This is a genomic window from Chryseobacterium sp. SIMBA_038 (assembly GCF_046535115.1).
GTDB lineage: Bacteria > Bacteroidota > Bacteroidia > Flavobacteriales > Weeksellaceae > Chryseobacterium.
In genome coordinates, this window is record NZ_JAWRXH010000003.1 from 256,588 (window position 1) to 275,922 (window position 19,335).

Genomic DNA, 19,335 nt, shown 5'->3' on the forward strand with positions numbered 1-19,335 from the left:
ATTTATAATTTTATGTCTAAAGATTTGTAAATTTGCGGTCGAATAAAATCAATAGGAACGGGTTTTAACCCGTTTATCAATATTAAATTTTCAGTCTGGCTTTAGCCAAAACTCAAAAAGTTTAGATTAAATTATGGAAAACATCATCAACATATTAAAATCAGGCGGAACCATCCTATATCCAACAGACACAATCTGGGGAATTGGCTGTGACGCAACAAACATAGACGCCATCAACAAAATCTTTGATATTAAGAAGCGTGAAAAAAATAAATCCATGATCATTTTGGTAGAAACTGAAAAGAGATTACAGGATTTGGTAGACGTTCCGGAAATGGCTTGGGAAATTATGGACTTGAGTGAAAAGCCTGTAACCTTAGTCTATGAAAATCCAAAAGGATTGCCGAAAGAATTATTAGCAGAAGACGGAAGTATCGGAATCCGTTTGGTGAAAAATGATTTTTGTAAAAAATTAATTACAAAATTAAACAGACCTTTGGTATCAACTTCAGCGAATTTCAGTGGAGATAAAAGTCCGTTGAAATTTTCGGATATCTCAAAAGAAATTATTGATTCGGTAGATTATGCGGTGGAGGAAGATAGAGAGAAAGTATCAAAATATTCAGGTTCATCTGTGATAAAAATATGGAGTGATAACAGAATAAAAGTTCTTCGCGAGTAAAAGAAAAGATTTTAATTATCTTTGCAAAATCATTCAACCATTAAGGCATTAAGAATATGAAGTCAGCGGCTTGATAAACTTAATTTCTTAGTGGTTTTACATTAGATAATGGTCGGTAATTCGGATATAATTTGAATTCTGATTGTAAATCTAATATCTAAACTTTAAATATTTAAGCATCTAAAAAAATGTTCATTAATCTTAATCAAAATAAAAACTTAAAGCTTTTCAAAATAATCTCTGAAGTCGCGGACAAAAATAATCAGTCGGTATATATTGTCGGCGGATATGTTCGGGATCTTTTGATAAAAAGAAAAGCTTCAACGGATATTGATTTTGTGACCGAACAAAGCGGAATTGAGCTTGCCGAAAGTGTGGGCAAAGAAATAGATCCTAAAATGAAGGTTTCTGTTTTTAAAACTTACGGAACGGCGATGATCAGGTACAAAGATCTGGAGCTTGAATTTGTAGGTGCCAGAAAAGAAAGCTACACAGAAAACAGCCGTAAACCGGAAGTAGAAGGCGGTACGTTGGAAGATGATCAAAAAAGAAGAGATTTTACCATTAATGCAATGGCGATCTCTTTAAACAAAGATAATTTCGGAGAGTTGATTGATCCGTTCAATGGTGTTGAAGATCTGGAAAAAGGGATTTTAAGAACTCCATTAGAACCTGCTCAAACGTATTCTGACGATCCGTTAAGAATGATGAGAGCAGTACGTTTTGCATCAACTTTAAATTTTAAAATCGAAGAAAATTCTTTAGAAGCCATAAAACAGGAAGCAGAGCGAATCAAAATTGTTTCAATGGAAAGAATCATGGTTGAATTTAATAAAATCATGCTTTCCAAAAAACCATCAATAGGATTGACATTGATGGAAGAAACTGGACTAATGAAACTAATTATTCCTGAATTAATCGAATTAAAAGGAATAGAAGAAGTAGAAGGTCAAACGCACAAAGATAACTTTTATCATACGTTGGAAGTCTTAGACAACATTTCTTTGAACACGGAAAATCTTTGGCTACGTTGGTCTGCATTGCTTCACGACATCGGAAAAGCACCAACAAAAAAATTCGTTGAAGGAACAGGCTGGACTTTCCACGGACATGAGTTTTTAGGTTCAAAAATGGTAAAAACAATGTTTCAGAAGTTGAAATTACCTTTAGGTCCAGACATGAAGTATGTTCAGAAAATGGTAAAACTTTCATCTCGTCCAATCGCTTTGATTACAGATGATGCTTCAGATTCTGCATTAAGAAGATTGTTGTTCGATGCTGGCGAAGATATGGAAGATCTTTTTACACTTTGTAAGGCTGATATAACAACAAAAAATTCTAAAAAACAGGAGCGATTTAAAAAGAATTTTGAATACGTTGCCGTTAAAATAAAAGAGGTTGAAGAAAAAGATCACGTTAGAAATTTCCAGCCACCCATTTCAGGAGAAGAGATTATGGAAATGTTTAATCTTAAACCCGGACGTGAGATCGGAATTTTAAAGGAAAAAGTAAAGGAAGCCATTTTGGAAGGCGAAATTCTTAATGATAAAGAAGAAGCTACAAAATTTGTGATCGCAGAAGCCGAGAAATTAGGTTTGAAAATATAATATATGCTTTTAGGAACGTTTGATTTTTATGTTTTAGTTTTAATGCTAATATTTAATTTCGGAGTCTGGAAATATAAAATAATAAAAAAATGCAACTGGATAGTTTATCTGGTTGCATTTTAATTATTCGGCTTTTTGACTCCCGTTTTGTCTATGTATTTTGAAATTCAAAAGGTTACAAAAGATGTTGAGATTGTAGATAATTTCACACTTCTTTATACATATTTTAGATTTCCAACATGGTGGTTTATCGGTTTTTTGGAGATGTCTTGTTTAAAATATATTCTGAATAAAACTAAATAAAAAAATCCGGCCGCCTTTTCGAAGAGACGCCCGGATAAAAAACACAAATGATGAAAAAAAATAAAAATTTATATATTATACGCCGAAGCGTAAATTTTAGTTTTTATAGAAACCGTTGGTTCCGATTCCTGTAGTGAAAGTTTTTAATAAAGAACCATTAGTTGCATTATAAACATTCACTTTACTGTCTGCAGTGAAGCTTGCATCAGAAGCGAAAATTTTACCGTCAATTACATTAAATCCGTATAGATTTCCTGTTGTAGTCACAATAGGAGTTGTAGGAACAGTTGTAGAACCTACAGTCATAGAATATATTTTGTTGCTTGAGTTAGTGAAATAAAACTTATTACCATCCACTCTTAATTTCTGAGCTTGAGGAATTGCCGTCAACGTTGTCGTTGTAAACGTTCCTGTAGTTGAATTGATCTTATAGATGTAAGAATTCGTATTGTCAGAGGCTAAAACGTAAGCATCTCCGCTATAAGAGATAAGATCTCTGATGATTCCGTTGCTTGGTAGCGTTACAGTTTTGTCAACAACGTTTGTTGAAGGTTTTACAATCGTAATTGTGTATCCTGTTGGCAATTCACTGTAAGGAGGAGTAGATTCGTAGGTAACACCGTCAGTTTGTACTACAATATTTCCGCCGGCTTCAACTACTTTTTCTGCAGATCTTGCGAAACTGATGCTTTTTACGAAAGAATTGTCTTTGTTATAGACATTCAATTTCATTACATCAAAAAAGTTATTGTTGGTTACGTAATATTGACTTCCCGAAAAAGCAATATACCTTGGATTTTGAAGATTAGTAGTTACTGTAGCCTGTTTTTTGAAGGTGTATCTGTTAACGATATCAATTTTATTAGGTACGTTTGAAACCAGATAAGCTTTATCAGAATCAAAACCGATAGTCTGTAAAACGTTTCCTAAAACTTCATTATTTTTTCCTGAATAAATTTTGTTAGCTAATGCAGAAAGATCATTAGTCACAAAAGAAACCTCTGCTGTCGGAGTTGTAAATCCACCTTCATTGGTGATAAGAACTCCATTTTCAAAGGTAACCTCCAGAATCTCCTCGGTGGTTTCATTAGTACAAGAAACATTGAAAAGTAATGTTGTCGCAAATGCAAGAGTTAAAATTTTTCTGATATTCATTATATTTAATTATTTATTTAAAAATTGATATTCAAGTTCACGCTATAATTTCTCAAAGGCATCGGATAAAATGCCGTCGTTGCATATACTTGGTTAAAAATATTATTCACTTTAAAACCTACTGTATAATTTTTAAGAATCGTTGCAGAAATACCTGCATTCATCACGAAATAAGGTTCTAAAGCATCTTCTCTTTTTTCGTTGGTATCGGCATAAGTCAACCCATTGAACATTCCCTGAACATACAATCTCATAAAGTCATATTGATAATCAATATTTCCAAATAACTTATGGAAAGGAACGTACATCAACTGTTTACCAGTATCAAGATTGGTAGATTTGGTGTATGAATAGCCTAGATTCGTTCTCAAATTATGCTTCCCGAATTTTTTTTCATAATCGATTCTGGATTCAATTCCGTAGGATTCAACTCTATTAGTGTTAAAAGCTGAATAATATCCTACCGGACTAGGCAGCCATTGGATCATATCCTTGATCTTCATATAATACGGAGTAACTGAAAGTTGTACACCAGCAATGTTAAACTGATTTCTCAATTCAAACTGATAAGATGTTTCAGGTTTTAAATCTTTATTTCCGCCCGGACTCCAGTAAAGATCATTAAATGTTGGAAATCTGAAATTCCTTGAAGCACTGATTCCCACATTATACCAATCAACAGCATTCCATTTTCCTGAAAACGAAAATTGGAGTGGCGAACTGATATCTTCAACAAAATCTTTTTTAACTCCGGCTTCAAAACGAAGATCTTTCGTTGTAAAATAACGAAGTAATCCCGCTACAGAACCTACATTTCTACTTATATGATCGATTCCGGATGCATAACCTTCGCCTTTATTAACCTGAAATTCTGTAATTAAGTTGAAATTTAATTTTGGAACAATAAAATAATTAAAATCATTTTTCAGGATATAATTTTTCCCTGTTCCGCCACTCGTTTTTGGCCCGTTGATATTGCCAAAATATTGGAAATTTTCTTCTGTATAAGCCGCTTTAAATGAATTGCTGAACTTAGATTTATTCCAATCCCAAGAAATTAAACTTCTTACATTTTGAGTTTCATATTTCGTCGGAGTCTGGCTTTCAAAGAAAACAGGATAATGCTGATTTCCATTAAAAAACTCAGAGATCCAAGAGATTTGGTGATGAGGTGTTATTTTATAAGCTGCCGAAAAATTGAAATTGGTATTATTGTATTTTCCGTTTCTGTTGATATAATTATTTGATTGTTCAACTTCATAATCATTTTCACTAATAGAATAATGACCGGAAGCCTTAAAACTGAATTTCTCATTGCTGTAAGAAGCTTTGAGCAAATTATTAAAAGTACCGAAAGATGCCGCCTCAGAAAATAACGAAGCGTGAGCTCCTCTGTTAAAATCCAGATTGTTATTTAAATGGATGCTTCCACCGATCGCGCCACTGCCATAACTTACACTTCCTCCACCTGATTTTACAATAAGCTGATCAAATCCCCCAAAAGGAATATTATTAACATCACCCTGACCCAAAAAGTTAGAGTTAATATTAATTCCGTTCCATACAAAGGCAGTCTGCGAAGCTGTTGTACCTCTGAAAGATGGTGAAGAAACCGCTCCACGACCATTTTCTTTGATATAAACGGCAGATTGAAAACGTAAAATTTCAGAAAGATTGGTTGAGTTTTTCTCAGCATCCTGAGGAGTAATGGTGGTAACGTTATGAAAAAGCTTAACCTTACTCATTTGGTTATCAAAAACGTAAACGGTGTCAATGGTTTTCTCCTGTGCGAAAAGAAAACAACCATAAGACGAAAAAAGCAGTACTAAAGATCTTTTTATATCCATCACTATTTTACTTTTCCTCCGAAAGCAATCTATTTTTTTATTATGATTTTGGCAGGTCTCCTGACTTTCGCTTTTCTACACCTTCCCGTTTGCACAGTGGTTTTTCGTAGAAATTTCGGTTGCGATTTACAGTTGCGGGGACAGTTTGGGGGTCTCACCCAATTCCCTTTTCATTCCAATACACTGGAAACCAAAATTTTTGCAAAGATAATTTATTAAATTGAAATGCAAAATCGTAAAAGGCTTAAATAATTACCCATTAACAATTTTATTTATTTTTAGGAGCTATTTCCCGCTTTCCGTTACAATCTTTTTTTTTCAAAAAAGGATTTTCTCTGCAATCGGGGCTAGGGTATTTGTCGCCTTTTCAATTGTTCCCGTCATTGCGAACCGAAGGTGAAGCAATCTCATAAAACAATTAGTGATAAAAAAGATTGCTTCGTCGCTTTGCTCCTCGTAATGACAATAAATTTTGCTGAGTGAAACGCCTTTGCGAACGAAAAATATTCTCAATGATTTTAAAGAAAACCTTTGCGATCTTTGCGCTAAAAAAAAGCACTCACAAACTATAAGAAAGTAGCATCAAAATAAAACGGCAACAAATCCTTAATAGAATTCACTTTCACGACCACATCATTCATGCTCGAAAAATAAAGATCAATATTTTCATTCTGTTTGGTTTCATATTCAATTAAGCTTTGTCTGCAAGCTCCACAAGGTGGAATGGGCGGATTTTTCTCATGAAATTCTCTTGGTCCGCCAACAATAAAGATCTTTTTAATCTTTTCATTCGGAAAATTGGCTGCTACCCAGAATAAAGTCGTTCTCTCAGCACAAAGTCCTGACGGAAAAGCCGCATTCTCCTGATTATTTCCAGAAAAGATTTCTCCATTCTCCAATAAAACCGAACAACCCACCAAAAAGTTGGAATAAGGAGCGTAAGCATTTTCTCTGGCTTGTTTTGCTCTTGCGAACAAAGTATTTTCTATATCGCTAAGTTCACTGCTATTTTTAAAATATTCGTAACCTATCTGTATGTCTTTTTTCATATATTGTGGACCTAAAAAAGGGGGATAAAATTACCTCTTTTTCACCAAGTGGGCAATATTATTTTGTCCTTCAAAATTTTAAATTAAAATTCAAAACATCAAACATGTTATACACTCCTATAAAATTCAGAAATGTTGAAGTAAAAAACCGTTGGGTAATGTCCCCGATGTGTATGTATTCTAGTGAAAACGGAATGGCTAATGATTTCCATTACGTACATTACGGAAGCAGATCGCAGGGCGGAACAGGATTAATTATAGTAGAAGCAACCGGCGTAGAACCTCGTGGAAGGATCACCAACCATTGCATGGGAATCTGGAATGACGAACAGGCGGAAAAACTACAGAAAATTGTTGAGTTTGTTCACAAGAATTCAGACAGCAAAATAGGAATTCAGATTGCACATGCAGGAAGAAAAGGCTCAACTTGGAACAATTTGCAAATTCCTGTTGAAGAAGGTTGGGAAACCGTTGCGCCAAGCCCGATTCCTTATCATCCGACAGAAAGAATTCCACACGTTTTGACAGTAGAAGAGATCAAAGAACAGGTTCAAAACTTTAAAGAAGCAGCAAGAAGAGCTGTAAAAGCAGGTTTTGATGTGGTCGAAATTCACGGTGCACATGGTTATTTGGTTCACCAGTTTTTATCTCCGCTTTCCAATATCAGAACGGATGAATATGGAGGAAGTTTTGAAAATAGAATCCGATTTTTATTAGAAATTGTAGATGCTGTAAATGAAGAATTAAATGAAAATGTTGCGCTGTTTGTAAGAATTTCCGGAACAGAATACGCTGAAAATGGCTGGAATATTGAAAGCAGTGTAGAATTGGCGAAAATATTAAAAAATCATTCAGTTGATTTGGTAGATGTCTCAAGCGGGGGAAACATTCATGGAGTAAAGATTCCTCTTTTTGATGGCTATCAGGTTCCTCTTTCTTCTCAGGTAAGAAATGCAGCAGAAATAAAAACCGGTGCAGTTGGTTTAATTAAAAAAGTAGAACATGCGGAAGAAATTCTTCAAAAAGGTGATGCTGATTTAATTTTTATTGCCAGAGAGATCTTAAGAAATCCATACATCGCGGTTCAGGGATCATTTGAGATGAATGAAGAATGCTTTTTTCCACATCAGTATTTAAGAGCGAAAATTTCTTCTTAATTTTATAAAATTAATTATTTAAAAAGATGAAAATAGAGGATTTCATGCTGTCTTGTCCAAGCAAAAAGTTCTTAGGAATAGAATGTTTTGGCTGTGGTGCCCAAAGAGCTATTGTCATGGTTTTTGAGGGGAGATTCTCTGATGCTTTTCATATGTTTCCGGCTGTTTATACGCTTTTGATATTTTTATTTACCGTAGCAATAAGTTTTATTGATAAAAAAAGAAACTATGGAAATGTTTTAATTATAATGGCGATTATTAATTCAATTATAATGGTAATTGCTTATTTTTACAAACATTTTTATCTTAATTTGCACTAAAACATTAAAATTATAACTATGAATCAACAAAAATTACCAAATGCCACAGCGGTACTTGTATTAGGAATTGTATCTATCATCGGATGTTGTTGCTACGGAGTAGTAGGTATTATCACAGGGATTATCGGATTGTATCTTTACAAAAAAGATAACGAACTGTATAAGAAAAACCCGGATCTTTACTCAGATTACAGCAATTTGAATACAGGTAGAATATTATGTATCATTGGACTTATATTAAGTGTTTTATACATTGCCTATTTGGTCGTGGTGATCTCTACGTTAGGTTGGGATGCTCTGAAAGATCCTCAACTGATGCAGGAAAGAATCAAAGAATTAACGGGACAATAATTAAATCCTCAGATAAAACAAAAGAGACTGCAAATTTTGCGGTCTTTTTTATGGAAAAAAATTTAAGTTAACTTCTCTTGATTGATTTGTAAATTTTTAATCTAAATTCACACAAAAGCGAAAAAGAATCGTAGAATTACTACAAAATATGAATCTACACGGTAAAAGCTTTCTGAATCGAAACCTGAAATATATCTTTGTTATACCAAAAATAAAAAATCATAAAATCTTTATTGATTAAAATTTACAGATATGGCAGCAAATTCAAGAGGAATCTTAAAATTCAACGGAAGCGAAGGTCAAAAACTATTAAGACTTAATTATAGTGTCGCAAGATCTACAGACGTTTCAGGACGTGTAGCATCAGACCCATCTAACGCAATTATAAAACTTACAATCGAAGCTACAGAAAAATCAGATATTCTGGAAAGCTTACTGAACGGTAAATACAAGCCGACAAGCGGAGAAGTTACTTTCAACAAATCTCATGAAGAAGGTACTTTGATCACTTTAAACTGGGAAAACGGTTACGTTATCCAGCATGAAGTAGACTTTGACGCTGTAGACGAAAACAGTATGCTGATCAGCTTCGTGATAAGCGCAGAGAAAATCAATTACGGAAATTCTGCTTACGAAGGACTTTGGCCATCTAGCTAAGTCTCAAGAAGTAAGAAACATTTATAGAAGACTGTCCCTCAAGACGGTCTTTTTTTACCTGTAGTAGAAGTTTATTTTATAAAGCAAAAACGCAATTTGTACTTTATAAATTTTCTTTGTTTGAATAATTTTTATAAATTTAAAAACATCACAATCACAAAATTATGTCTACCACACCTGAACAGGCGCGAGGCAATTCGTTTCGTCCTTCCCAAAATGCAGATGGAGTCTCTGAAAATCATCACACGGGAATCAACCGTTTGGTCAAATTATCTTTAGTAATTGAGGGTAAAGTGATAAAGTATTACAAGCATTTTAATTTAAAACAAAGTGCTCAGCGTCACCATGAGTTTACGCTTACTTTGGCTCACGATACTTTGGGAGACCGCCAGACACACACTTTAGAAGAAGCCAATAAATTCTTAGGAAAACGCTTAACAGCCGTTATTTCTTATAAAGACATTGATAAAAGCCCTGAAAGAACCTTCGTGGGAGTAATTACCGGAGTAGGATTCAGTCAGGAAAAAATGAGTCTTGGTAATATTGTTTTATCAGGTTACAGCCCGACAATTTTATTGGACGGAGCTCCGCATATTCAAAGTTTTGGAGGTGATAAACCCGTAAATATGGGCATCATCGCTGAAGAGGTTATTAAACAGGGAATTGATAAAGGTCGTTTTGATATCAGAATTGATACGAATGATTATTCTCAGATTATTTACAGCAGTCAATACGACGAAACACATTACAATTATCTGGCAAGAATGGCGGAAGCTTATGGCGAACAATTTTATTATGACGGTGAAGTTCTTCATTTCGGAAAACTTCCTCCTCAAAATAAACCTATTAAAATTGTTTACGGAAGCAGCGCTAATGATATTAAAGTTGAATTGAAAGCGGTACACACCAAACCTCAATTCTACGGCTACAACAGCAATAAACATGAAAAACTGACTTCCGGAGCAACACCGATTCAGCATGTTGGAGATTTGGCCAAAACAGCTTACGAACACAACGATAAAATTTTTAAAACACCTTCTTTACGCATAGCTCCTGTGAAAGCATCAACACATCTTGATGTTGAATATTCTCAAAAAAGCACTTCAGGAAGTGAAGCGGTGAATGTTTTTAATTTATCAGGATCTACCACCGTTCCGTTTTTACATCCGGGTTGCGTGGTTGATGTTCAGATGAGAAAAGTTGATACTAATGAAAGCTCTTATTTCACTAAAATCATGGTCACGGAAACTGAACATGAAATTGATACTTTAGGACATTATAAAGGAAGTTTTAAAGGAATCGCTTCAGATACAGGTTTTTTACCTAAGCCAGAATTTACAGCTCCAAAAGCTGAACCGCAAATTGCAACCGTAATTTCAAATGCTGATCCGGAAGGACAGGGCAGAATTCAGGTGAGATTTGACTGGCAGACGAGCGAAACCACTCATTTTATCAGAATGATGAGTCCTGATGCGGGTGGAACAGACGAAATCACTCAAAACAGAGGATATGTTGCCATTCCGGAAGTTGGAGATCAGGTGATGGTGAATTTTGTTCACAATCATCCCGACAGACCTTTCGTAATGGGCGGAATGTTCCACGGAGCGGTTGGATTAGGTGGCGGAGTTAATAATCATTTAAAATCAATTCAAACCAGAAGCGGAATCCGAATTTTGATGAATGATGAAGAGGGAAGCGTAAATATCATCGATCCAAGCGGAAATTACTTCTTTATGGACGGTAAGGGTAATATTTCGGTCAACGCACCTAAAAATTTCACTCTAAAAGCTGGAGAAAATATCAGCATCACTGCCGGAAAAGAAATTTCAATTGATGCCGGAGAAAGTATTACAAGTTCTGCGAACGAAAATATTGTTGCCACTGCCGGAACAGATATTATGATGACGGCAACAGGTGATATCAAGGAATCTTCGGATACAAGAACCGAGATGGTGGAAAAGGAATTCAGAAGACAATCTGAAACTTCTAATGAAATTGCAGGAGAAATATCAATGTTCAGCGAAAAAGAAAATATGACCATGCAGAGTGGAAAAATTGTAGAATTCAACAGTGCCGAAAAATCTAAACTTTTCTAATCATGGCAATAAGAAAAACCGCAAAAAATATATTGATCAAGGTAAATGATTCCTACCATCTGAGTGTTGGTAAAAAAGTTGAAAAAATTGCAGAAAAGATCAATACAGAAGCTAAAAAAGGAAACCTTGTTTTGGCAAGCAATAAAAAGATAATGTCTCATGGGAACAAATAAATTCAAGTTCCTGATTCTCTTTGTTGTGTGCAGTTTCTCATTAATAAGTTGTCAAAATAAAAGAATGGAAGAAAAATATAATTGGTTAGGAACCGTCTCAGCACCGCAGGAATATCCGATGGAAGTGTACAAAGGAGCTATTATCGCTGATGATTTCAGTTACGGCTTTGATGCCATTTGGGGAACACAAAATACAGGCTGGGGAAATGAAGGCGGAACGATGAGTGTAGAAACCAGATTGATGGAAATTCCTCACAAATTAGAATTTACATGGTATTCTTTAGTTGAAAGAAAATTTTACACCGGAAAATGGGATTTAGATAAAGAAAAAATAAATGATCTATTTAAAAAAGGTTTTATAGATCAGGATAATAATAAAAAAACAACTTACACCAATTTTATAGTTGGTTTGGCGCCAAAAGGAAGAGTTGTATTATGGATCAACGGCCCCGGAAACCAGAAGGAAGTTGGAGCTTTTCAGGCTCATGATACAATTATTACAAAGGAAAAAGCATACGAAAATGCAAAATATATGTTGAAAGAAGGTTTTGCAGACAGAATGCTGGATGACCCGTCTTATGAAACATTTAAACCTGAAATAAGAGCAAAAATAAAAGAACAAGGCTATCCAAATCCTGATGTTTATGAAGTTTACAGAGAAAGATATAATTGGAAACCTTCGGTCATGGTTCCAGAAGGCGGTGAATGGATCGATTTCGGATTTAATAATTACAACGGAGAACAGGAAAATCTTTTCGCAGAAAGCTTACATAATGATACGTATCAAAAAAGAGCTGTTCCAAAATTCTGTGGTTTTTATTGGAGAGATAAAAGCAAAAACAGATATGCAGTCTGGATAGATTCTTTCGACGAAAAAGAAATTTTTGAACTTTTTCAAAAATTAGGAAAAGAAGAAAATATAGATTTGGTGATTAAAGTTAATCCTGATAATACCAAAGCATCTCTGTCATTAAAAACAGAAAAACAGGAGCTTCCAATTACCAAAGCCAAGATCAGATTATCTCGAAAAATAGAATAATTTATCCTTATTCATCAATTTTAAAATAAGAAAGATGCACAATAATAAATTTGGAGATTATACACCAGAAGAAACCAAAGAGGAGGTCTTAGACATTACTCTCGGGATGTTTTTTGACGGAACCCTGAATAACAAAACCAATACCATCGAAAGAAGGGAAAAAACTGATGCATACAAGAAAAAAGGAGGAAATCCTACCGATAACAACAGTTACAATAACGATTGGAGTAATGTAGCACGTCTTTGGGATAACTACGATAAAAATTTTGGAATTTACATTGAAGGAATTGGTACAGATGATAAGGAAAAAGATTCAATGTTGGGCTACGCCTTCGGAACTGGGCCTACCGGAATCCGCGGAAAAGTAAAAAAAGGCTGTGAAGAGATTGTGAAAAAAGTGAAAAATATCAAAAACGCAAAAAAAGCAGATAAAATTGCGGTACTTACTTTTGATGTTTTCGGTTTCAGCCGTGGTGCGGCGGCGGCCAGAAATTTTGTTCATGAAATTGGTAAATCAAAATACAAAGCAACCTCAAGAACCTATTCAAGCGAAGGAATGAGTGTTACCGTTCTTTCCGACAGCGACGGCGATGGAGTGGAAGGTCAGGATCTTCCAAAATGGGGACATTTAGGACTAAAACTTCAGGAAGCCGGAATTATAGTTGATGTTTTAAAAATCAGATTTTTAGGCATTTATGATACCGTTTCTTCTTATTCAAAAAGTTTTTCTGCTACGCCGAATTTCCACAACGATGTGGAAGAATTAAGCTTAAATGATATCGGAAGAGCACAAACAGTCATCCATTTTGTGGCAGAAAATGAGCACAGAGAAAATTTTGACCTTACCCACGTGCACGTAGGCACCGAAAGAACATTTCCCGGCGTACACTGTGATGTTGGCGGAGCTTATGAAGACGGAACCGAGAGTTGGGAAGAAATTGAAACATCGTGGACAACCAGCACAAAATTAAAAGAATTAAGAAGCCAGCTTATCGCAGACGCCTGGTACAAAGAAGATCAGCTTAAAATTAACCCCGGTTTTTATTTAACATTATCGGGATCACGCGATCTGGTAAAGAGATACAGCTATGTTCCATTGCATTTTATGGCAGAACATGGCGTTCAGAAGACGGTTCCTTTAACCATCAAAAAACTGACTGATGAAGTGTATTCTATTTCAGAAGATCCTTTGTTGGTGAGGGTAAAAGACCGTCTCAGATCTTACGCGATGGAAAACGGAAAACAATACACTTTCAAAAGATACAAAGACGTTGAAAATGCCTACGGCGGAGCATCAATTCCGGAACAGAAATATGCAGATTATCAGAGAGAAATGAAGGAGCAGGATGATTTAAGAATTCTTAGAAATAAATATCTGCACTGGTCGGCAAGAAGAGAAGGTATTGGAATGGATCCAACATCAGACAGAGTGAGAGTATTGCATTAATTTTTATTAAATGAAAAAACATCTGATTGTAAGGGTCGCATTATTGTTAATAGGCTTTTTGTCGATATATATTTACGCTAATTGGGATTCTTGGTTTAATCCTCAGCAGGTTAATATAGGAGGAAACAGCGGAATGTCAATTCCCATGGATCTTGTTTTGAATATCTGCTGGATGGCGATATGGTGTCTTTTGCTTTTTATAGAATTAATAGTGAGCTTTTTTACATCCAGAAATAAAGAAAATAGAGTTACAAATATAATATTAATCATGGTGGGAATTATTTTTCTCGCTGTATATATTTTCAGTATTAAATAAAATATGAGGATAAAATATTTATTTGCAAATCATTTATATGCAGAAATTTAACAAACATATCGTCCAAAAGAACGAAACTTTAAAAAGTGTTGCTTCTCTGTACAACATATCCGAAGATGCTTTAAAGTTATTTCACAATAACAATTGTGGTGTCAAGGAGATGATTTTAATTGATTTTACCGGTCAGAAAGAACTTTTTATTCCAAGAACTGCGGTAATTGATAAAAACAGATTAGTAAAGTTCGATCACGGAAACAGATTGATCTTTCAACCCGAAAAATCATTCAAAAAATATGGTGTTATCATCAATATTGAAAATGGAAACAATAAAAATGAACTGAAATATGAAGCCACAGTACGTTGGTTAAGATCAGAAAAACAGTTACATTTTTTTGAAATAAACAGGATTTCGAATCTTTATTTAAATGAAGAAGAAGTCAATGAAATTGCCGATTTATTAGCCTATAAAACCTCAAAAGTTTTGTATCCTCTACAGGTCAGCGTAGATCAGCAGGGGAAATTTAATGCTGTGGAAAATCTTTCCGTATTCAATGAAAGATGGAATGATGTTAAAGAAGAACTGTACAAAGAATTTGATGGTGAAACTTTAGACGAGTACTGTCTTAAAATAGAAAAAACGATAAGCGAACCCGATGCCGTAAGCTTATTGATGAAAAATGATTATTTCCTGAGAACTTTATTTCTCGGAGTATATCAAGGTTTTGGTCAGAATTTTAATGTCAACGGAAATGAAAGCTTTCCGATTGTGAATAATCCGGTAGAACCAAAATATCAGATTGAGTTGGAGATTGATCCGCTGAAAGACGAATATGACCTAATAAATATAGAAGGAAACGGAACATTAAATGAAGACAGAAGTTCTTATGATTTTATCAACGGAGCTCCTTTTTCCTTTATTGTAGAAGAAAACCCTGTGATGAATAAAGACGGATCTTTTAGAATCCAATATTATTTAAACGGAAAAAATTCTTTCCCGGAATCATTGTATTTAGAATGCGATATCATGCTGAAGGAGAGAAAAAAAATCTCGGTTGTTGTAGCAAGTATCGATGAGAATTAAAAAATATCACACAGATAAAAAGAGTAAAAAATTATGGCAGAAAAACATATTGTAGTACAAGGTGCTATGTGCAAATGCCAATTCGGGCAAATGCCTGATAAGTTAAAAGTGCTTTCGCACAAAAAAGAATATGCAAATGACAAAAGCGCTTCCAAAAAACTGATTGTCACCACAAAAGAAATCGGAGCCGCTACATTTGAGAAAAATACATTCGGAAATTGCCCCAAAATGGGAGTTCCGCCACCGCCGTGCAAAATTATGGTCACCGAATGGCAAAACTTTTATGATAAAGTACAATTGAGCAATGGAGGATTTATCATTTTAGAAGACAGCAAGGCAGTTTGTGCCATTGCAGGAACGCCATGTATCGAGATTATTGACCATGGACAGAGAGCTGAAGCCAGTGAGCAGAATTTTAAAAATGCGGATCCGGATGTGCAACAGCAGATCAATCCGTTGGTAGATTCAGAGAGTATGTACAAAGAACAGCCTGCTTTCAAAGGTGGAAAAGATGGTGTAATATAAAGAAAAAACTGATGGCTAAAGGAGTAAAAAAAATCAAGATTATAAAAGGTAATTATTATCCTAAAATGTCTGTTGTAGGTCAGAGATTTACTATTGTGCCCAATCAGGATGTAACTTTTCAGGTTGCCGAATGGTTGCCGGATACCACTGCTGAAGAAAAAAAGAAGCCCGTCATCTGGACGAGACAGACTAACGATCGCAAAATTATTATCTATCAGGCTCCATCTACCAATGGGTATAAATTCTTTATTGATAAACAATATTGCGGAAGCTATAATTACTATATCGAAGCCAGTCTTTCCGGGAAAAGAGATACTAAAAATAATGTTGGTTTATATGTAAGAGGTTGGTGCGAACCCAAAATTGTCACAAGTAAATGGACAACTCAAAGAGGAAGCAAAACCAGCATTAAAAATAAAGACAAAAACAATTATATTTCCTATGGACACCTCGTTTACCTTAATCTTACAACAGAGGGACTTAACGGAAATAATCTCACGATAGAGCTTTGGAACCAGCAGGCTGCAAAAAAAGATAAGGTAGTACATGTTTATACCGATGTTCAGGTAATTGATGGTGAGGTTAATTTAAAAATAGAAAATACCTATTCTTGGATGGCGCATGTTGACAACATCCAAAATGTAGAAGAGTTTTATATAAAAGTAAAGGACAGTAGTTCAGGCAAGTATATTAAAGATAATCTGGGTGATGATCTTCATGCCATTTATCTGAATGTAAAAAATAAAGTCATTACTACAAATGCCAATGTCAGCAAAAACCAAACTCCTACAAAAGTATACAAACCAGATGTAAATGCCCAAAGGTATGAACCGTGTAAATTTGAAGTTATAAAAATTTCAGAAAACGATACAAAAGAAGGAAAGGCAGTCGTTACAACTGTTCCTGTATTTGATAATGGAAAGGGATTAAGAAAAATAGCAGGACAGGTTCTTGAAGAAAAAATCTACAGAACAATTTATTATAAATTTGATTCTACGGTAATAGATAAAGATGGTGAAGCCGTCCTTAATAATGTACTGAAATTCCTTTTAGAACATAAAGATTCTACGATTAATCTTAGCGGTTATGCATGTGTTATCGGAAAAGAAAATTACAACAAAGGTCTCTCACAAAGAAGATCAGATATTGTGAAAAAGTTCTTTGCAGATGGCGGATTAGATCCCAGAAGAATTATCTCAGTCGGAAAAGGAGAAATAGATCCTACCGATGACAAATTGGGCCGAGACAATATTAAATATAAAAATGAGAAGGATTATGAGACCAACAGAAGAGTTGATATTTCCTTTACATTCAATGCTCATGATGCCCACACGATTATTTATGAAGTAGTCGCACCAAGTAAACCAACTGCTTGGGATAAGATTGTTGTACCTGTAAAAAAGGAACTAACCATAGATATTACTGGTTATGATACAAAAGCTTGTTTTAGAGGAAACAATAAGCACAAAAAGCAAAGTTACATTGTAGATGTAGGTCAGGCAATAGATAGCGGTGATACCAAAAAAACATTTGATACACCTTCTTTCAGTTATCCAATATATTCGGATTTAACGAGGTTTACGATTAATCCTATAAAATATATTTGGCCATCAGCAACCAATCCGAATCAGTTTCATTTGCATGTTCATAGCTGTCGATTTTTCAGTAATGACAAAAGAACGACGATCTTAATCAACGCTTATCCGGACATCAAATGGGAGTTGGCATTTGAGTTTTTAATAAATGTCTCCAATTATAAAGCGACCAATATGCCTCCGGGTAATATTTATGCCAAGCATCAGGAAAAATCAAGAGAAGCTGGCTATAAAAGATGGAGAATGAATGAAACGGGAAAAATCCCGATTTCAATTGGAGTTGGATTAGCTGCTGAATGGAACGGCGGTGTTACCAAAAGATCTTTCACCAATGAGTTTTCTGATAGAATTCAGCTGGCAGCCAGTTTTATTGCCCGTGTTATAGGAATTTTGCAGGATGTCATTAATTTTGCTCAGAGTACAGCTAAAACTACAGGAATTCCCGTAGCTTTTGATATCAGATATCCAAAACTGACTTTCGTAGGAAAGTGGTATTTGGAAAGACAGGGAACTAACAAGGTATTAGGAACTACAGGAGAAATTAATTTAGGATTAAAACCTATTATTGGTGCAGAGGTTATCATCGATATTTTGGGTTGTGCAATCACGGCATTGTCGTATGGATTAACCGGAAACCCTGCGGCTGCTAAACTAATTGATAAATTCAGAAAAGGAATTGAAAAAATTGGTGGAGCTGTTACATTCACAGGAACTTTTTATGGTGAGCTGGAGATCGAAATGGAAGCGCTTAAAATTATAGGCGGCAAAGTAAGTATTGACGGTAAAACCACTATTGGCGGTAAAATGGGCGTGAAAATTGTACTCGCCATTGAAGTTGGAGGTAAATTTAATTCAAATAAACAAAAGAAAATAATTGACTTTAGAGCTGAAGCCAGATTAGAAGGTGAAGCTTTCTTCGGCGGAGATTTCATTATCAATTCTGATGATAAAGGGTTGTATTATCAACCTGTTATAAAATTTTCGGGAGTGATTATTACTGGAACGGTAGAAGGTGAAGTAGGCTGGTGGAAAAGCAGTTTTAAAATGGAAGAAAAGGCTTTGGATAAATCAGAATATTATTTTGAAAAACATTATATTTAATTATAACAATGGATAAAATACAGAATCCGTACTATCATTTAAACGTTAACTCATTTTGCGCAACAGAAGTTTACGTAAACGATGTACTTGTAGATGAATGGAAAGGAGAACAAACGGGTGGAAACGAAAGAAACATGGTAATGGCACCCATTAATCATGTTCTTTTGCAAAGCGGTAAATATAAAGTGGTGGGCAAAATGTCTCCCAAACATGGAGAGCAGTTGTTAACCGAAGAAAATTCATATCTTGGTATTGATCTTTTTGTTGCTGATGCCGATAATATTAAAGAAACCAGAGTTTCATTTGGCCCTAAAATAGAATCACCATGGAATGGTCTGAGTTCAAATATCAGATATCCTCATTTTGAAATCGCAACAGAGATCGAAGTAGAGCTTCCTTTTGTATTGGATGGATGGCAGAATTCTGTTAACCTGAAAGATATTCCTGAAAAAGAACTTTTTAATGAAGTTTATACTTATTATTGGAAGATCAAAGAAGTCTTGGAACAGCATGATTTTAATAAATATTTAGAAATGTCCGCCGAAAAGAGAAATCTTCAGGAGCAGGCATTTTATTTTTCAGAAGACAGGAAAAAAGATTTTTTAGAAGGCGGTGTAGAGCTGTTTTCTCAAAAATTACCCGTTGAAGAATTAAGCCGTGAAAATGTAAATATGGAAATTATGGGCGATGGAAAATTGGTACGATTAATGAGAAAAGACGGTACTCAGGCGTTACAATTCAAGAGCCCTGATCTTGAGGAACAAAGTAACGTAGAATTGGAGGTGAAATTACACATGAGATCCAGACAAAACGGATTAACTATTATCTAGCAGC

18 protein-coding genes and 1 riboswitch are annotated in these 19,335 nt (G+C 34.9%); of the genes, 15 read left to right on the forward strand and 3 right to left on the reverse strand.

Going from position 1 to position 19,335, the window contains the following annotated elements; genetic code table 11:
- The first annotated feature begins 133 nt into the window (after positions 1 to 133).
- Together SB689_RS12130 and SB689_RS12135 are read left to right on the forward strand one after the other, a co-directional pair.
- Positions 134 to 682: an L-threonylcarbamoyladenylate synthase gene (locus SB689_RS12130; protein WP_410692404.1), complete on the forward strand. Its 549-nt coding sequence runs from the start codon at positions 134 to 136 to the stop codon at positions 680 to 682.
- A gap of 188 nt (positions 683 to 870) precedes the next feature.
- Positions 871 to 2,289, forward strand: coding sequence for a CCA tRNA nucleotidyltransferase (locus SB689_RS12135; protein WP_410692405.1), 1,419 nt, complete (start codon positions 871 to 873; stop codon positions 2,287 to 2,289).
- A gap of 399 nt (positions 2,290 to 2,688) precedes the next feature.
- On the opposite strand, the gene SB689_RS12140 is transcribed toward SB689_RS12135, so the two are convergent.
- From SB689_RS12140 to SB689_RS12150, 3 genes are all read right to left on the reverse strand, one after another.
- Positions 2,689 to 3,747, reverse strand: a complete 1,059-nt coding sequence (locus SB689_RS12140; RefSeq protein ID WP_410692406.1) for a DUF5074 domain-containing protein — start codon at positions 3,745 to 3,747, stop codon at positions 2,689 to 2,691.
- Between the two features lie 17 nt (positions 3,748 to 3,764).
- Entirely contained in the window at positions 3,765 to 5,594 is a 1,830-nt protein-coding gene (locus SB689_RS12145) for a TonB-dependent receptor plug domain-containing protein (RefSeq protein ID WP_410692407.1), read from the reverse strand.
- Positions 5,595 to 5,626: 32 nt separating this feature from the next.
- A riboswitch (cobalamin riboswitch) is annotated at positions 5,627 to 5,804 on the reverse strand.
- 356 nt (positions 5,805 to 6,160) lie between these two features.
- Positions 6,161 to 6,643: a cytidine deaminase gene (locus tag SB689_RS12150; RefSeq protein ID WP_066755912.1), complete on the reverse strand. Its 483-nt coding sequence runs from the start codon at positions 6,641 to 6,643 to the stop codon at positions 6,161 to 6,163.
- 104 nt (positions 6,644 to 6,747) lie between these two features.
- Between SB689_RS12150 and namA the strand changes: the two genes are divergently transcribed.
- The 13 genes from namA (at position 6,748) to SB689_RS12215 (ending at position 19,331) form a co-directional block, all read left to right on the forward strand.
- The gene (gene namA / locus SB689_RS12155) at positions 6,748 to 7,800 is read left to right on the forward strand and encodes an NADPH dehydrogenase NamA (protein WP_410692408.1); all 1,053 of its coding nucleotides are present in this window, start codon (positions 6,748 to 6,750) and stop codon (positions 7,798 to 7,800) included.
- Between the two features lie 26 nt (positions 7,801 to 7,826).
- On the forward strand, positions 7,827 to 8,120 hold the full coding sequence (locus tag SB689_RS12160) for a DUF2752 domain-containing protein (protein WP_410692409.1): 294 nt from the start codon (positions 7,827 to 7,829) through the stop codon (positions 8,118 to 8,120).
- 18 nt (positions 8,121 to 8,138) lie between these two features.
- Positions 8,139 to 8,471: a CCC motif membrane protein gene (locus tag SB689_RS12165; RefSeq protein ID WP_066755918.1), complete on the forward strand. Its 333-nt coding sequence runs from the start codon at positions 8,139 to 8,141 to the stop codon at positions 8,469 to 8,471.
- 252 nt (positions 8,472 to 8,723) lie between these two features.
- Positions 8,724 to 9,128, forward strand: coding sequence for a type VI secretion system tube protein TssD (tssD, locus tag SB689_RS12170; RefSeq protein WP_072408290.1), 405 nt, complete (start codon positions 8,724 to 8,726; stop codon positions 9,126 to 9,128).
- A 164-nt stretch (positions 9,129 to 9,292) separates the two neighbouring features.
- On the forward strand, positions 9,293 to 11,224 hold the full coding sequence (locus SB689_RS12175; protein WP_410692410.1) for a type VI secretion system Vgr family protein: 1,932 nt from the start codon (positions 9,293 to 9,295) through the stop codon (positions 11,222 to 11,224).
- 2 nt (positions 11,225 to 11,226) lie between these two features.
- On the forward strand, positions 11,227 to 11,397 hold the full coding sequence (locus tag SB689_RS12180) for a hypothetical protein (RefSeq protein WP_157886029.1): 171 nt from the start codon (positions 11,227 to 11,229) through the stop codon (positions 11,395 to 11,397).
- Positions 11,398 to 11,461: 64 nt separating this feature from the next.
- A complete protein-coding gene (locus SB689_RS12185) occupies positions 11,462 to 12,436 on the forward strand; it encodes a DUF2931 family protein (protein ID WP_410692411.1) in 975 nt (324 codons plus the stop codon).
- Between the two features lie 34 nt (positions 12,437 to 12,470).
- A complete protein-coding gene (locus SB689_RS12190) occupies positions 12,471 to 13,883 on the forward strand; it encodes a T6SS phospholipase effector Tle1-like catalytic domain-containing protein (RefSeq protein ID WP_410692412.1) in 1,413 nt (470 codons plus the stop codon).
- 10 nt (positions 13,884 to 13,893) lie between these two features.
- Positions 13,894 to 14,199 carry a hypothetical protein gene (locus tag SB689_RS12195; protein WP_410692413.1) on the forward strand — a complete coding sequence of 102 codons (306 nt, stop codon included), beginning with the start codon at positions 13,894 to 13,896 and terminating at the stop codon, positions 14,197 to 14,199.
- 37 nt (positions 14,200 to 14,236) lie between these two features.
- Positions 14,237 to 15,280 (forward strand): hypothetical protein, encoded by a 1,044-nt coding sequence (locus SB689_RS12200; RefSeq protein ID WP_410692414.1) that lies wholly within the window; start codon positions 14,237 to 14,239, stop codon positions 15,278 to 15,280.
- A 33-nt stretch (positions 15,281 to 15,313) separates the two neighbouring features.
- Positions 15,314 to 15,805, forward strand: coding sequence for a DUF4280 domain-containing protein (locus SB689_RS12205; protein WP_410692415.1), 492 nt, complete (start codon positions 15,314 to 15,316; stop codon positions 15,803 to 15,805).
- Positions 15,806 to 15,816: 11 nt separating this feature from the next.
- Entirely contained in the window at positions 15,817 to 18,501 is a 2,685-nt protein-coding gene (locus tag SB689_RS12210; RefSeq protein WP_410692416.1) for an OmpA family protein, read from the forward strand.
- An 8-nt stretch (positions 18,502 to 18,509) separates the two neighbouring features.
- Entirely contained in the window at positions 18,510 to 19,331 is an 822-nt protein-coding gene (locus SB689_RS12215) for a hypothetical protein (RefSeq protein WP_410692417.1), read from the forward strand.
- The last annotated feature ends 4 nt before the right edge of the window (positions 19,332 to 19,335 follow it).